The sequence below is a fragment of the Oerskovia sp. NPDC056781 genome (assembly GCF_042789955.1).
GTDB classification, from domain to species: Bacteria; Actinomycetota; Actinomycetes; order Actinomycetales; family Cellulomonadaceae; genus Oerskovia; species Oerskovia rustica.
This window is the reverse complement of the sequence record NZ_JBHUAD010000086.1, coordinates 1-15,076: the sequence shown is the minus strand read 5'-3', so window position 1 is coordinate 15,076 and position 15,076 is coordinate 1. Positions and strand designations below refer to the sequence as shown.

Below are 15,076 nucleotides of genomic sequence, written 5' to 3'. Positions count from 1 at the left end.
GTATAAGAGACAGACCCAGAGGTTGCGGGGCCCTTCGTCACCAGCAGAGCTGCTGGACGTCAGCCCGTGATCAGAAGATCAGGAGACGACCACGGCGAGGATGTCGCGCGCGGAGAGCACCAGGTACTCCTGGCCCCCGTACTTGACCTCGGTGCCGCCGTACTTGCTGTAGATGACCTTGTCGCCGACGACGACGTCCAGCGGGACGCGGTTGCCGTTGTCGTCGATACGACCCGGACCAACGGCCAGGACCTCGCCCTCCTGGGGCTTCTCCTTGGCGGTGTCCGGAATGACCAGGCCGGATGCGGTCGTGGTCTCGGCCTCGAGGGCCTTCACGACGATCCGGTCCTCGAGCGGCTTGATGGGGACCGACACGTCGGACCTCCGTTTCGCTGTGAGAACTGCAACGGGTAGGTGTCGAGCGCTGCCTGCCGTCCGTCGTCGCGGGTGCCGGACCGGCGGGTGTCGCTCTTGTCGCCCTCACCCGGGGGTGTGGACGACCTACGCTCAATCTAGGTCCGCATTAGCACTCGGTCAAGGCGAGTGCCAACGGGCACCGGGCGTGGAAAGATCGACGCATGGACGCGTCGGCACTGACCAAGCTGCTCAGCCCGGCGGGATGGTCGCTCCTCAGCGCGCTCCCGCCCTACGACGAGCGCCAGGCCATGGTGCTCGCGACCGGCCTGCGCGCCCAGGGCGTCGACCCCGAGCTCGCCGCGGCGGCCCTCACCCAGTCCCGCCTGCGCGCCAAGGCGCACGTCAAGTTCGACGCGTTCGCCGACGGCATGCTCTTCACCCAGGACGGCCTCGAGCAGGCGACCCGGCTCGTGGTCGCGGCCCACCACGCGCGGCGCTACCACGCGGCGGGGGTCACCAAGGTGGCCGACCTGACGTGCGGCATCGGTGCGGACTCCATGACCTTCGCCGGAACCGGACTCCAGGTCCTCGCGACCGACATCGACGAGGTCACGGCCTCGATCGCGACGGTCAACCTGCGCCACTTCCCGGAGGCCGAGGTCCGCCACGCCGACGGCCTGAGCATCGACCTCGTCGCCGAGGGCGTCGACGGTGTCTTCGCCGACCCGGCCCGGCGCACGCGCTCGGGCACCCGTATCTTCGACCCGCGCTCGTACGCTCCCCCGCTCGACGACGTGTGGGCGCTGCGCTCGGTCGTGCCCGCGGTCGGGATCAAGGTCGGTCCTGGCATCCCGCACGCGGGCCTGCCCACCGACGCGGAGACCCAGTGGGTCTCGGTCGACGGCGACGTGGTCGAGGCCGCGCTGTGGTTCGGTCCACTGGCCCCCGACGGCCCCGGGCGCACGGCCCTCGTGCTGCGCACCACGACCGACGCGGACGGCAACCGCCGCACCGTGTCGCGCACCCTGCGCCACGACCAGGGCGACGACGAGCCCGTGCCGGACGTCGGCGCCGTCGGGCACTACCTGTACGAGCCCGACGGCGCGATCATCCGGGCCGGGCTCGTGGCCCACGCCGCCGCGGAGCTCGGCGGTCGGCTGCTGGACCGGACCATCGCGTACGTCACGACGGACCACCCCGCGCCGCGCGCAGCGGTCGGCAGCGCCGACCGCGCCGATGCGGCCACCGGGTACCGCGTCCTGGACGTCATGCCCTTCAGCCTCAAGAAGCTCAAGGCGTACCTGCGGGAGCGGGGCGTCGGGAGACTGACCATCAAGAAGCGGGGCACGGCCGTCGTGCCGGAGCAGCTCCGCAAGCAGCTCGACCTGCGCGGTACCGCGGAGGCGACCGTCGTCCTGACCCGGGTCGGCGGATCGCAGCAGGTCCTGGTCGTCGAGCCGTTGACCCGGCCCGACGGCACGAGCGTCCTCGACACCCCCGCACCTGGAGAAAGGGGCTGATCGGTGCACCTTCCCTTCGCCCGGTCCGAGCGCTCGTCCGTCGGCATCGAGTGGGAGCTCGCGCTCGTCGACAAGGACTCGGGCGACCTGCGCCAGGTCGCCCAGACCGTGCTCGACGCCGTCGAGCCCACCGACGGGACCCAGCACCCGCACATCCGCCAGGAGCTGCTCCTCAACACGGTCGAGGTCGTGAGCGGCGTGTGCCGCACGGTCGGCGACGCCGGCCGCGACCTCGAGGCCGCGATCGAGGAGATCCGCGTCCTGACCGACCCGCTGCGCGTCGAGCTCATGAGCGCGGGCACGCACCCGTTCGCGCGCTGGGCCCAGCAGAAGGTCACGGACAAGGAGCGCTACGCGACCCTCATCGACCGTACGCAGTGGTGGGGGCGGCAGATGCTCATCTACGGCGTGCACGTGCACGTCGGGATCGAGGACCGCGCCAAGGTGCTGCCCATCTCGCGCGCCATGCTCGGGTACTTCGCGCACCTGCAGTCGCTCTCGGCGTCGTCCCCGTTCTGGGGCGGCAAGGACACGGGCTACGCGTCGAACCGTGCGCTCATGTTCCAGCAGCTCCCGACCGCGGGCCTGGGCTTCCAGTTCGAGACGTGGGAGCAGCTCGAGGGCTACGTGGGCGACATGATGCACACGGGCGTGATCGACCAGTTCGACGAGGTCCGCTGGGACCTGCGGCCGTCCCCACGCTTCGGGACGCTCGAGACGCGCATCTGCGACGGCGCGACCAACCTGACCGAGGTCCTCGCGCTCGCCGCGCTCAACCACTGCCTGGTCGAGCACCTGTCGACGCTGCTCGACGAGGGCAAGGAGCTCCCCACGATCCCGGCGTGGTTCGCGCAGGAGAACAAGTGGCGCTCGGCGCGCTACGGCATGGACGCGATCATCATCCTCGACCGCGCGGGCAACGAGGAGCTCGTGACCGAGGCCGTGAGCAAGCTGCTCGTCGAGCTCGAACCGGTCGCCGCGCGCCTCGGGTGCCTCGCCGAGCTCGACGACGTGCGCCTCATCCTGCGCCGGGGCGCCTCCTACCAGCGGCAGCGGGCCGTGGCACGGCGCAACGGGGGCGAGCTCGACGCCGTCGTGCGGGCGCTCGTCGCGGAGATGCGGGCAGGCCGCCCGCTCTGACGTGCCCGACGGCGGAGCGCGAGCACCCCAGGTCGCCACGGCGCCCGCTCGGGTCCGCCCGACCGTGCCGGGGCTCCGGCCGTCCCGCCGCGCCCCGCGCGCCGGTCCGGAAATTGCGTTGCCCCTGCTGAGACCATGGGACGCATGGATCCTGCGGACTTCTACACGGGCATCGTCGCCGAGCTCTACGCTCCCCTGAAGTCGGGCTACGAGGACCCGGAGCGTTATGCGCGCTTCGTGCTCGACTCGGGCGAACCGGCCCTCGAGCTGGGCTGCGGCGACGGGGACCCGCTCCTGGTCCTGCGCTCGCTGGGCCTGGACGTCGAGGGGGTGGACTCGTCGGCCGACATGCTCGAGCGCTGCCGCGAGCTCGCGGCCGTCCAAGGGCTCGACGTGACGCTCCACCACCAGCGCATGGAGTCCCTCGACCTTCCGCACACGTACCGCTCGGTCTTCCTCGCGGGGCCCACGTTCTGCCTCCTGCCCGACGACGACACGGCCCTCGCGGCGCTACGCGGCATCCGGTCCCACCTGACCGACGACGGGACCGCCCTGGTCCCGCTGTTCGTCCCGTCGCCCACTCCCCCCGACGCGGTGGGCGTCTCCCGCGAGACGACGCGAGAGGACGGCGCCGTCCTGCGGGTCGCGGTCGTGGCCGAGGAGCGCGACGAGGGCACGCGGACCCAGCGCAGCGCGCTGCGCTACGAGCGGGTCCTCGACGGCGCGAGCACGGTCGAGGAGCGGCTCTGGACGATCCACTGGTACACGCAGGACGGGTTCCGGGCGCTCGCCACGGCGGCGGGCCTGGAGACGGTCGCCGTCCAGGACGAGGACGGGCACCACGCCGCGACGGACGCCGACGAGTTCACGTTCCTGCTGCGCCCGGCCCGCTGAGGCGCGGCACGCGTCAGCGGGCAGCGCGACGAGAACGGGAACGGGGTCGTCATCGAGGAGATGGCGACCTCGATCCCGTTCTCGTCGGGGGCAGGTCCCGGCTCAGACCGAGACGGTCGTGAGCGGCATCGAGGAGTCGACGGGGATGTCCAGGCCCGACGGCGCCACACCGGCCCGTACGACGGCGGACCCGAGCGCGGCGATCATCGCGCCGTTGTCGGTGCAGTAGCGGATCGGCGGGATGCGCAGGTCGATGCCGGCCTCGGCGCAGCGCTCTGCGGCCATGTCGCGCAGCTGGGAGTTCGCGCTGAAGCCTCCGCCGACCACGAGGGTCTCGACGCCGTGCCGCTGGCAGGCCGCGATGGTCTTGGCCGTGAGGACGTCGGCGACGGCCTCGGCGAACGAGGCCGCGACGTCGTTGAGGGGCACCTCGAGGCCGCCGTCGACCCGGGCCTCGACCCACCGCGCCACCGCGGTCTTGAGCCCTGAGAACGAGAAGTCGTACGCGTGCTTCTCCTGGTCCTTGCGGGCCGTGAGGCCGCGCGGGAACCGGATCGCGGTCGGGTCGCCCTCGCGCGCGAGGCGGTCGATGTGCGGGCCGCCCGGGTACGGCAGGCCGAGGAGGCGGCCGACCTTGTCGAAGGCCTCGCCCGCGGCGTCGTCGAGCGTCGAGCCGAGCTCGGTCACGTCCGTCGCGATGTCGTCGACCAGGAGCAGCGACGAGTGCCCGCCCGAGACTACGAGCGCCATGACGCGCTCGGGGAACTCGCCGTGGACGAGCTCGTCCACGGCGGCGTGGCCGATCACGTGGTTGACGCCGTAGAGCGGCTTGTTCAGGCCGATCGACAGGGCCTTGGCGGCCGAGGCGCCGATCGTGAGCGGGCCCACGAGGCCGGGCCCGGCCGTCACGGCGATCGCGTCGATCTCGGACAGGTCGACGTCGGCCTCGCCCAGCGCGCGCTGGATCGTGGGGATCATCGCCTCGAGGTGGGCGCGCGAGGCGACCTCGGGGATGATGCCGCCGTAGCGGGCGTGCTCGTCCATCGAGCTCGCGACCGCGTCGACGAGGAGCTCGCGTCCGCGCACGAGCGCGACGCCCGTCTCGTCGCAGGACGACTCGATCCCGAGGACCAGGGGCGCGCCGAGGGTGTCAGAGGAACCGCCAGAAACCATGGTTCCCAGGGTAGTCGCGTGGCGGCGGTCGTCGTGCGCGCCGCGACGCCGGCCCGGCGAGGCGGGGCCGTGACCAGCCCCCGGGGCGAGAGCGCCCGGGATCGGATGTGTCGCACGTCACGGCCTCGACCGGGAAGAGTGATTGATCCTTCAACTGTTGACCGAGGCATGAGCACCGAGACCTTCACCCCCATCGACGCCGCCTTCGACGACCTGCTCGAGATCGACGCCTCGACCGCCGACCTCCTGTTCCGCGAGGCTCGGACCGTGCACGCCTTCGAGGACGAGGCGGTGCCCGACGAGAAGATCCAGGCCGCCTACGACCTGGTCCGCTGGGGCCCGACCGCCATGAACACCGTGCCGCTGCGGCTCCTCGTGGTCCGCGACCCCGCGGCCCGTGCTCGTCTCGTCGAGCACATGGCCGACGGCAACAAGGCCAAGACCCTCGCCGCGCCGCTCACCATCGTCGCCGCGGCCGACACCAACTTCCACGAGTACCTCCCGGTCCTCGCCCCGCACATGGAGGGCGCCAAGGAGAACTTCGAGGCGGCCGGCGTCGAGACCCGCGTGGGCATGTCCCGCACGTCCGCGCTGATCCAGGTCGGCTACTTCATCGTGGGCCTGCGCGCTGCCGGTCTGCACGTCGGCCCCATGGGCGGGTTCGACGCCGCGGGCATCGACGCAGAGTTCTTCGGCGCGAACGGCTGGAAGTCGCTCGTGGTCATCAACGTCGGGACCCCGGCCGGCGAGGGCGCGACGTACCCGCGCCAGACTCGCCTCACGTTCGACCAGGCGTCGCAGACCCTCTGAGGTCGCAGCGCCGAAGGCGCTGAGCACCCCGGGCTCCGCGCGGCACGGCGTCACCCGTGCTCCGACGCCCCGCCCGCCCCGAACCGACCCGCAGACCCGTCCGGTCAGGCCCCCGTGGCCACCGGGCGGGTCTCGTCGTTCGACCACTGCGACCACGACCCCGCGTACAGCGCGGCGTCGACCCCGAGCGTCGCGAGGGCCGCGACCTCGTGCGCGGCCGTGACGCCCGAGCCGCAGTACACGCCGACCTGACTCGAGTCACCCTCGAGGCCCAGTCCCGCGAAGCGCTCGCGCAGACCCGCCTCGTCGAGGAAGCGCCCGTCGGGACCCAGGTTTCCGGTCGTCGGAGCGCTCACCGCGCCCGGCACGTGCCCCGCACGTGGGTCCACGGGCTCGACCTCGCCCCGGAAGCGTTCGCCCGCCCGGGCGTCCAGGAGCAGTCCGTCGCCCGACGCCGCCAGGTGCGCCGCGTCGTCGGGCGTGAGCGTGGGGAGCTCGCCCTGGGACAGCACGACGTCGCCCGGGACCGGCAGCACCTCGCCCGTGTCGAGGGCGAGGCCCGCGTCGGTCCATGCGCCCAGGCCACCGTCGAGCAGGCGGACGTCCGCGAGACCGGCCCAGCGCAGCAGCCACCAGGCGCGCGCGGCCGACGTGGCACCCACGGCGTCGTACGCGACCACGCGTGAGCCCGCGCGTACGCCCCAGCGACGAGCCGCCGCCTGGAGGTCGGCGAGGTCCGGCAGCGGGTGACGACCTCGCGCGGGCGACGGTGGCGCCGCGAGCTCGGTCTCGAGGTCCACGAACACCGCACCCGGCAGGTGCCCGGCGAGGTACTGCTCGTGGCCGTCGGTCACACCGAGCGCCCAGCGGACGTCGAGCAGGACCAGGTCCCCCGTGCCCGCGGCGAGCTCGTCGCGCAGTGCCCGCGCCGAGACGAGCACCGCGTCCCGAGCGCTCATGCGACGCCCGGCTCGTCGGGCAGAACGTCGTTCTCGCTGCCCGTAGGGACAGGCGCGGCGGAGTCGTCGGTCAGCTCGAGGCGCATGGTGTAGGCGTCGACGTCCTCGGGCTGGTAGTACCGCTTGCGGATACCGAGCTGCTCGAACCCGAACTTGCCGTACATGGCCAGCGCCGCGTCGTTGTCGACCGCGACCTCCAGCAGGACAGCGCTCGCACCGACCTGGCGAGAACGGTCGATCAGCGCCGTCAGGAGCACCGACCCGATGCCGAGGTGGTGGTACTGCGGGTCCACGCCGATCGTCATGACCTGCGTGACGTCACCGTCGAACCACAGCCCCGCGTAGCCCACGAGGTCCTGCGGACCGGCCGCGTAGATCCGGACGGGCTCGGCCGCGACGTACCAGCGGCCCAGCGCGCCGAGCTCCTCGGCCAGCATCCCGTACGTCCAGGCGCTCGGGCCGAACAGCTCCTGCTCCAGACGCACGACGCGCGGCAGGTCCGCCGCGCGCAGCGGCCGCAGCTTGACCTCGTAGTGCGCGCTCACGCCCCGCTCGCCTTCCGGTCCGCCGGGGGCGCGTCGGTCGCGCGCTTGCGGGCCGCGGGCTCCTGGACGTCGGGGCGGCGCAGGTACAGCGGCTCGGTGGGCTGCTCGTCGCCCGCGTCGCGTCGCGCGATCGCGAGCCGCGCCAGCACGACCGCGTCGGGAACGAGCGGGGCGTCCTCGGCGAGCGGCAGGTGGTCGGGGTAGAGCGCAGCCCCCTCGCCCACGACCACGGCGCCCTCCACCTGGTCGGCCAGCCCCGCGGCCGGACCCACGTCCGGTCCGGCGACGAGCTCGACCACCGGCGTCGCGTGCGGACCCTCGTGCGCCACGACGCGGTAGCGCGCCCAGTAGACCTCACGCCGACGCGCGTCGGCCGTCGCGAGGACCTCCTCGCCCGTGGTCAGCCCCAGGTCGCTCACGGCCTGCGCCGCGATCGCGTCGAGCCCCGAGACGCCGAACGCCGGGATGCCGAGCGACAGCGCGAGCGTGCGCGCCGTGACCAGCCCGACCCGCAGGCCCGTGAAGGGAGCGGGCCCGGTGCCCGCGACGACCGCCGTCAGCGCGGTGCGGTCCACCCCGGCCTCGGCGAGCACCTCGCTGATCAGCGGGGCCAGGGTCTCGGCGTGCCGACGGCGCTCGTCCGCCGAGCGCACAGCGAGCCGTTCACCGCCGTCCCCGACGAGGGCGACCGCGACGGCGGCTGACGTATCGAGCGCGAGAACTGCCACGGTCCCAGCCTACTTTTCCGCGGACCGGTTCGTGGCCAGGTCCTGGGCCGAGCCTCCGGCGGCCGGGTCCGCCGCGGCGTGCTCCGCAGCGGCCTCGACCGCCGCACGCAGCCCGTCGGCGAGACGGGCGACCTCGGCCCACCGGTCGCCCAGGGCTCGCACGGTCACGTGCCGGACGCCGGCCTCGGGCGACTCGGGCTCGTCGTCCGGGTCGTCGGTCTCGCCGGGCCTGGACGTCCCGGCCGTGGCAGACGTGTCGACGCCGCCCCGCGGACGCTCGATCGTGATCTCCAGGCGGTCCTCCGCGAGCGACTCCACGAGGTCCTGCCCCCACTCGACGACCGTGACCGACTCGTCGAGGCTCGCATCGAGGTCGAGGGCCTCGACCTCGTCGAGCGAGCCGAGCCGGTAGGCGTCGACGTGGACCAGGTACGGGCCGTCCGCGAGCGGCGGGTGGACCCGCGCGATGATGAAGGTCGGCGACGCGACCTGGCCGCGCACCCCCAGCCCCGTCCCGATGCCCTGGGTCAGGGTCGTCTTGCCCGCGCCCAGGTCGCCCGTGAGCATCACGAGGTCGCCCGCGCGCAGCTCGCGCGCCAGGGCCAGACCGAACGCGCGGGTCGCGTCCGCGTCGGGCAGGTCGAAGGTCAGATCGGTCATGACAGCCACTCCTGGTCGTCGTGCGTGCGGTCACGCAGCGTGTGGTCCTGTGCGCGGTCCGCCCGCGCCGGGGCGGGCCGCCCGAGGGGGGCGTCACCGCCCGAGGTGAGCTCCGCCGTCGGGCCCGGGGCGCTGCCGTCCCGGTAGACGCGCGGGACGCGCGCGCCCAGGCGCGTCGTGATCTCGTAGCTGATGGTCCCGGCGGCCAGCGCCCAGTCCTCCGCGGTCGGGGCGCCTCCGCGCGCGAGGCCCGCGCCGGGACCGAAGAGCGTCACGACGTCGCCCGCCTGCTCCGCGGCGTACGGGCCCAGGTCCAGCACGAACTGGTCCATGCACACCCGCCCCGCGACGTGCAGCACGCGGCCCGTGCCGTCGATCCCGCCCGCCTCGTCGACCGGGCCGCCGACCAGCACCGGCCCCCCCGGACGGTCGGGCAGGGCGCCCGACGCGTGCCGCGGGATGCCGTCCGCGTACCCCAGGGGCACCACACCGAGGACCGTCGCCTGCGACGTCGTGTAGGCGTGCGCGTACGACACGCCCTGGCCCTCCGGGACGCGCTTGACCGTCGCGAGCTCGGCCTCGAGCGTCATGGCCGGGATCAGACCGAAGTCGTCAGGCGTCCCGAGCTGCGGGACCGGCGACAGGCCGTAGACCGCGAGACCCGGACGCACGAGGTCGTAGTGCACGCTCGGGTTCGTCAGGGTCGCCGCGGAGTTCGCGAGGTGGCGCACCTCGAACCGGGCGCCCGCGCCCTCGGCCGTGCGGACCGCCTCGTCGAAGACCTCGACCTGGTGCAGGACGGTCGGGTGCTCCGGCTCGTCCGCGAACGCGAAGTGCGACCAGATCCCGACGACGCTCAGCACGCCCTCCGACTCGGCCCGCCGCGCCGCGTCGAGCGCTGCCGGGAGCTGGTCCGGCATGATCCCGTTGCGTCCCAGGCCCGTGTCGATCTTGAGGTGCACGCGGGCCGGGCGCCCGGCCGCACGGGCCGCGTCGGCGACCTCCTCGACGGCCCACACCGAGGCGACCGAGACGTCGATCTCGGCCTCGACCAGAGCCCGGAGCGGAGCGCCCGGCGCGTAGAGCCACGTGAGGACCCGCGCCTGGTCCGGTCCGATGCCCGCGGCACGCAGCGCGAGCGCCTCGGAGACCTGGGCCGTGCCGAGCCACGTCGCGCCGCCCGCGAGCGCCGCGCGGGCGCTCGGCAGCAGACCGTGACCGTACGCGTCGGCCTTGACGACGGCCATGACCTGCGCGGTGCTCGCGCGGGACGCGAGCGCCTCGACGTTCGAGCGGATCGCGCCCAGGTCGATCACCGCACGCGCAGGGAAGTAGTCGGCGGGGTGCGGGGTACCGGCCGCCGTGAGTGGGGTGAAGTCGTCCGCGGATCCGTGCCTGGGGTCGCTGAAGGGGCTCACGGTCACCGATTCTCTCACCGGTTCCTTCACCCGCCTGCGGTGGCACGCGCCGAGGTGACGTAGGCACCCGCCGAAGGTGACGTACCTGCCCGCCGACGGTGACGCGCGCACCCGCCGAAGGTGACGTACCTGCCCGCCGACGGTGACGCCGTCGGGGCTAGGACCACTCCTGCAGGGGGCGGGTCGTCTCGAACCGCCGCTGCTTCCCGCTGAGCGGGTCGACGAACTCGATCGAGCGCGAGACGAGCTGGAGCGGGCGGCTGAAGTCGTCGGGGCGCACGTCGTAGAACGTCGGGTAGAAGTTGTCGTGCAGGATCGGCAGACCGAGCGAGTTCATGTGCAGCCGGAGCTGGTGGGTCTTGCCGGTGTGCGGCGTCAGGCGGTAGAGGCCGAGCGTGCTGGGTTCTCCCTGAGCCGACCCGGCCGCGACCTCCCGGGTGTCCACGAGCTCGACGAGGCTCTCGGAGTTCGGCTCGCCCGGCACCTCGAAGGCACGCATGACGCCGCGCTCCTTGTGGATGCGGCTGCGCACGACGCGCGGCAGGTCGAGCGTCGGGTCGACGCCCGCGACGGCCTCGTAGACCTTGGTCACGCGCCGCTCGGCGAAGAGCGTCTGGTACGGGCCGCGGACCTCGGGTCGTACGGTCAGCACGAGGACCCCGCCGGTCACGCGGTCGAGGCGGTGGGCGGGCGAGAGCTCGGGCAGCTCCAGGTCCCGGCGCAGGCGCACGAGCGCCGACTCCGCGATGAACGCCCCTCGCGGGATGCTCGCGAGGAAGTGCGGCTTGTCGACGACGACCAGGTCGTCGTCCTGGTACAGGATCTCGATCTCGAAAGGTACGCGCGTCTCGACGGGTGGGTCCCGGTAGAGGAACACGCGCGCGTGCTGCGCGTAAGCGGTCTCCGCGGTCACCGGCCGCCCCAGGTGGTCGACGACCTCGCCTGCGGCGACCTTCTCGCGCAGGCGCGGCTCGTCGTCGGGGAAGCGGTGGACCAGGTGATCGAGGACGGTCTCCCAGCGGGGCGACCCCTCGCTGCCGTCGCCGTTCTCCGGCAGGACGACGCGCGTCGCGTTGAGCCCGTCCCGCACGGGCAGCGGCTGGAACGGGATCCGACGGCGGCGCGGCGGGACGTGGGGGGTCGTCGGGGTGGGCACGGCCACCACGGTAGCCGTTGCCCGCAAAGCGTCCGCGCCGGGTGGGGCCGGCGCTCAGGGATGCACGACGACGTCGGCCCGGTCCCGCGTCGAGGCCACCAGCCGGGCGTTGGTCTCGTCGGAGCCGAGCACCCAGTCGCGCGCGGCGGCGGGCGACCTGCCGTGACGGACGTGACGGGCCACGAGCCGCTCGATCCGGGTCTCGTCGGGAAGCTCCACGAACCACACCTCGTCGAGGAGTCCGCGTACCGCGTCCCAGCGCCCCTCGTCGTGGCCCTCGCCGAGCAGCAGGTAGTTGCCCTCGGTCAGCACGAGCTCGACGTCGGGCGCGACGGGGATCGACCCGGCGACGGGGTCCTCGAGATCCCGGTCGAACGCCGGGGCGTAGACCGTGACTCCCGGGTGCGGCGACCGGAGCCGTTCGAGGAGCGCCACGTAGCCGTGCGCGTCGAACGTGTCCGGCGCGCCCTTCCGGTCGCGGCGCCGCAGTCGCCCGAGCTCGGCGTCGGCGAGGTGGAACCCGTCCATCGGCACGACGACGGCGCGCACCGCGGCGCCCTCGGAGACCGGGTGGGCGAGCGACGCGAGGACCTCGCCGGAGAGCGTCGACTTGCCGGCTCCCGGCGCACCCACGATCCCGACGAGCACCCGCGTGGGACCGCCCGTCCCCTGCTCGCGCCGGGCCGTGTCGACGAGTGATCGGCACCGCGCCACGAGGTCCGCCGTGACGTCACCCTCGACCAGGACCTGGCCACCCTCGATCTGCACGCGTCACCCTCGGTCTCTCGTCTCGTCACCCTCGGCGGGCAGGCGCGTCACCCTCGGCAAGGTTGCGCGTCACCCTCGGCGGAGCAGGTTCGCGAGCACTCCCGGCAGCGCCTCGGCCACGTCCAGGGCCGCGACCGGCCCACCGGGGTTCGCCCCGGCGCCCGCCCACCCGTGGACCGTAGCAGCCGCAGCAGCGAGCTCTGCCGCCAGCCCGGGCTCCTGCACCACGCGCTCGCCGTACGCCGCCAGCAGGGCACCCAGAAGGCCCGTGAGGACGTCTCCTGCCCCGGCCGTCGCGAGCCACGAGGGTCCGTCGGCCTGCGACCACGTCCCGTCCGGGCCGACGACCACCGTCGCCGCACCCTTGAGCAGCACGGTCGCGCCCGTGAGGTCGTGCGCCCTGCGCGCCCAGCGCAACGGCTCCGCCTCGACCTCCTGGCGGTCGACGTCCTCGCCCCGCGCGCTCAGAAGGGTCGCGAGCTCCCCCGCGTGCGGCGTCAGGACGACCGACGGCGGGCAACGGTCCGGGAGCGACGACAGGGCTCCGGCGTCGACCACCGCGGGGACCCTCGGTCCGGTGACGTCCTCGGAGAGCAGCCCGCACGCGACCGCGAGCGCGTACCGGATCCGTTCGTGCTGCCCGCCATCCGCGCTCCGCCCGCCGCCCCCGTCCCCGCCGCCTTCCCGCGCGGTCGGCCGCTCCTCGGCCGCCGGGACCCCCGAACCGAGCGCCCAGGCCTGCACCCTGCCCTCCGCCGGCACTGCCTCGGGGCGCGCCGAGACGACGACGTGAGCGACGTCGTCGGGCCCGCGGTAGCGCACCATGCCCGCGCCCGCGCGGACCGCCGCCGTCACGGCCAGGACCGCGGCCCCCGGGAACGTGGGCGTGCCCGCGACGACGCCCAGGACACCGCGCGTGTACTTCTGGTCCGTCGGCCCCGGGACGGGCCACAGCCGGGCGACGTCCGCGCGCTCGAGGCGCCGCACCCGCGGTCCCGCCGCGCCGCCCACGTCCGCCAGCCCGACGTCGACGAGCGTCACGGCCCCGGCGAGATGCGTCGCCGGGGGCAGCAGCAGACCGGGCTTGAGCGCGCCGAACGTGACCGTCCGGTCGGCGCTCAGGACGGGCCCGGGGACCGAGCCGTCGTCGACGCCGATGCCGCTCGGGGCGTCCACCGCGACGACCCAGGGGCCCGACCCGGACCCGGCGCGGCCCGGAGACCGCCGCGACCGCTCGCCCGCGAGCGCCGTGACCAGCTCCCCGGCCACGCCTCGCAGAGCCCCGGTCGCACCGATCCCGACGAGTCCGTCGACGACCACGTCGGCCCCGAGGACCGAGTCGACGACCTGCGACCAGGGCGCGCGCCCTCCCGCGAGGTCGATCACCCGCCCGCCCGCGCGACGCAGCGCGGCCGACCCCTCGGCGTGCGGATGCTCGCTCGTGCACACCGCCTCGACCGCGACGCCGCGCCGGGCCAGGTACGCCCCCGCGAACAGCGCGTCGCCACCGTTGTTGCCTGACCCCACGAGGAGCACCGCCCGTCGGCCGGTCACGCGCCGAGGCCGCGCGGCGCCGTCGGGCGTCCTCCCGCGCGGGTCTCGCCGAAGGTCCTGCGCCACGACCGTAGCGAGCGCGAACGCAGCGCGCTCCATGAGCGGGACCCCGCGGGCGAGCAGCGGCTCCTCGGCGGCACGGACCTGGGCGGCGGTGAACGCTTCGATCATGGGCCCATCCTGCCCCGCTGCCACGCTCCCCGCCGGGCCACCGTCGCACCCGGCGCGACGCACCCCCGACCCGCCGGGCTAGATTGGCGACCATGCGATTCGGACTCTTCATCCCGCAAGGCTGGCGTCAGGACCTCGTCGGCATCGACCCTTCCGAGCAGTGGGAGACCATGCGCTCCCTCGCGCGCCACGCGGACACCGCGCTGGCCGGCGAGCGCCTCCCGGGCGCGCGCCACGCGTGGGAGTCGGCGTGGGTCTACGACCACTTCCACACCGTGCCCGAACCCACGGGCGAGGCCACGCACGAGGCGTGGACGCTCATGGCCGCGTTCGCCGCCTCGACCGAGCGCGTGCGCCTGGGCCAGATGTGCACGTGCATCGCGTACCGCAACCCCGCCTACCTCGCGAAGGTCGCGGCGACCGTCGACATCGTGAGCGGTGGCCGCACCGAGATGGGCATCGGCGCCGGCTGGTACGAGCACGAGTGGCGTGCGTACGGCTACGGCTTCCCGGGAGCCGGTGCGCGCCTGGGGGCGCTCGACGAGGGCGTGCAGGTCATGGAGCAGATGTGGCGCACGGGCTCGGCGACGCTCGACGGCACGTACTTCCAGGTCGACGGCGCGCTGTGCCACCCGCAGCCGCTCCAGGTCCTCGACGGCGTGGGACCGGAGGGCGCCAGCGCACCGAGCATCCCGCTGTGGATCGCGGGCGGCGGCGAGAAGAAGACGCTGCGCATCGCGGCCCAGCACGCGCAGTACACGAACTTCGACGGCCGGCTCGAGGGTTTCACGCACAAGTCGGAGGTGCTGCGCGGGCACTGCGAGGCGATCGGGCGCCCGTTCGACGAGATCACGCGCTCGTCCAACTACAACGTGGTGATCGGGGCCACCGAGGCCGACGTCGAGGACCGCCTGCGGTGGATCGGCGAGCACTACGCCAAGACCGTCCCGGCGAAGGCCGAGGAGACCGTGGCCGACTTCCGCTCGGGACCGCTCGTCGGCACGCCCGAGCAGATCGTCGAGAACCTGCAGAAGCTCGAGGGCGCGGGCATGACGTACGCGATCACGTACTTCGCCGAGGCCGCGTACGACCGCACCGGCATCGAGCTGTTCGAGCGCGAGGTGATCCCGGCCCTGCAGGGCTGAACCGCCCCCGGGCCTGTCCCGGCGGGCGGTCCCGGTGCCGAGCATGCGGTCGGCGTTCGTCTCGACGCGGTGCGCGAC

Annotated in this window: 15 protein-coding genes; 5 read left to right on the top strand and 10 right to left on the bottom strand. The window is 73.9% G+C overall.

Going from position 1 to position 15,076, the window contains the following annotated elements; translation table 11 throughout:
- Positions 1 to 78: 78 nt before the first annotated feature.
- Positions 79 to 375 (bottom strand): co-chaperone GroES, encoded by a 297-nt coding sequence (gene groES, locus ACFRCR_RS09620; protein WP_030151887.1) that lies wholly within the window; start codon positions 373 to 375, stop codon positions 79 to 81.
- Positions 376 to 578: 203 nt separating this feature from the next.
- Here groES and ACFRCR_RS09615 point away from each other — a divergent pair, with 203 nt between their 5' ends.
- From ACFRCR_RS09615 to ACFRCR_RS09605, 3 genes are all read left to right on the top strand, one after another.
- A complete protein-coding gene (locus ACFRCR_RS09615) occupies positions 579 to 1,877 on the top strand; it encodes an SAM-dependent methyltransferase (protein ID WP_377677079.1) in 1,299 nt (432 codons plus the stop codon).
- Between the two features lie 3 nt (positions 1,878 to 1,880).
- Positions 1,881 to 3,017, top strand: coding sequence for a glutamate--cysteine ligase (locus ACFRCR_RS09610; RefSeq protein ID WP_138825488.1), 1,137 nt, complete (start codon positions 1,881 to 1,883; stop codon positions 3,015 to 3,017).
- A 144-nt stretch (positions 3,018 to 3,161) separates the two neighbouring features.
- A complete protein-coding gene (locus ACFRCR_RS09605) occupies positions 3,162 to 3,911 on the top strand; it encodes a class I SAM-dependent methyltransferase (RefSeq protein WP_377677077.1) in 750 nt (249 codons plus the stop codon).
- 102 nt (positions 3,912 to 4,013) lie between these two features.
- Here ACFRCR_RS09605 and tsaD read toward each other — a convergent pair whose 3' ends face one another.
- Positions 4,014 to 5,084 (bottom strand): tRNA (adenosine(37)-N6)-threonylcarbamoyltransferase complex transferase subunit TsaD, encoded by a 1,071-nt coding sequence (gene tsaD, locus ACFRCR_RS09600; protein ID WP_377677075.1) that lies wholly within the window; start codon positions 5,082 to 5,084, stop codon positions 4,014 to 4,016.
- A 168-nt stretch (positions 5,085 to 5,252) separates the two neighbouring features.
- Here tsaD and ACFRCR_RS09595 point away from each other — a divergent pair, with 168 nt between their 5' ends.
- A complete protein-coding gene (locus ACFRCR_RS09595) occupies positions 5,253 to 5,894 on the top strand; it encodes a malonic semialdehyde reductase (RefSeq protein ID WP_377677073.1) in 642 nt (213 codons plus the stop codon).
- Positions 5,895 to 5,998: 104 nt separating this feature from the next.
- On the opposite strand, the gene ACFRCR_RS09590 is transcribed toward ACFRCR_RS09595, so the two are convergent.
- From ACFRCR_RS09590 to ACFRCR_RS09555, 8 genes are all read right to left on the bottom strand, one after another.
- Positions 5,999 to 6,853 (bottom strand): sulfurtransferase, encoded by an 855-nt coding sequence (locus tag ACFRCR_RS09590; RefSeq protein WP_377677071.1) that lies wholly within the window; start codon positions 6,851 to 6,853, stop codon positions 5,999 to 6,001.
- Complete coding sequence (gene rimI / locus ACFRCR_RS09585) at positions 6,850 to 7,398, bottom strand: ribosomal protein S18-alanine N-acetyltransferase (RefSeq protein WP_377677069.1); 549 nt, start codon at positions 7,396 to 7,398, stop codon at positions 6,850 to 6,852. The genes ACFRCR_RS09590 and rimI overlap by 4 nt, the downstream gene beginning before the upstream one ends.
- Positions 7,395 to 8,126, bottom strand: coding sequence for a tRNA (adenosine(37)-N6)-threonylcarbamoyltransferase complex dimerization subunit type 1 TsaB (tsaB, locus tag ACFRCR_RS09580; protein ID WP_377677067.1), 732 nt, complete (start codon positions 8,124 to 8,126; stop codon positions 7,395 to 7,397). The genes rimI and tsaB overlap by 4 nt, the downstream gene beginning before the upstream one ends.
- Before the next feature lie 9 nt (positions 8,127 to 8,135).
- The gene (gene tsaE, locus ACFRCR_RS09575; RefSeq protein ID WP_377677065.1) at positions 8,136 to 8,786 is read right to left on the bottom strand and encodes a tRNA (adenosine(37)-N6)-threonylcarbamoyltransferase complex ATPase subunit type 1 TsaE; all 651 of its coding nucleotides are present in this window, start codon (positions 8,784 to 8,786) and stop codon (positions 8,136 to 8,138) included.
- Positions 8,783 to 10,102: an alanine racemase gene (alr, locus tag ACFRCR_RS09570; protein WP_377677080.1), complete on the bottom strand. Its 1,320-nt coding sequence runs from the start codon at positions 10,100 to 10,102 to the stop codon at positions 8,783 to 8,785. The genes tsaE and alr overlap by 4 nt, the downstream gene beginning before the upstream one ends.
- A 259-nt stretch (positions 10,103 to 10,361) precedes the next feature.
- Positions 10,362 to 11,360, bottom strand: a complete 999-nt coding sequence (locus ACFRCR_RS09565; protein WP_377677064.1) for a pseudouridine synthase — start codon at positions 11,358 to 11,360, stop codon at positions 10,362 to 10,364.
- Positions 11,361 to 11,414: 54 nt separating this feature from the next.
- Entirely contained in the window at positions 11,415 to 12,128 is a 714-nt protein-coding gene (locus ACFRCR_RS09560; RefSeq protein WP_377677062.1) for a nucleoside/nucleotide kinase family protein, read from the bottom strand.
- Between the two features lie 69 nt (positions 12,129 to 12,197).
- On the bottom strand, positions 12,198 to 13,853 hold the full coding sequence (locus ACFRCR_RS09555) for a bifunctional ADP-dependent NAD(P)H-hydrate dehydratase/NAD(P)H-hydrate epimerase (protein WP_377677060.1): 1,656 nt from the start codon (positions 13,851 to 13,853) through the stop codon (positions 12,198 to 12,200).
- A gap of 92 nt (positions 13,854 to 13,945) precedes the next feature.
- Between ACFRCR_RS09555 and ACFRCR_RS09550 the strand changes: the two genes are divergently transcribed.
- A complete protein-coding gene (locus ACFRCR_RS09550; protein WP_377677058.1) occupies positions 13,946 to 14,998 on the top strand; it encodes an LLM class F420-dependent oxidoreductase in 1,053 nt (350 codons plus the stop codon).
- Positions 14,999 to 15,076: the final 78 nt, after the last annotated feature.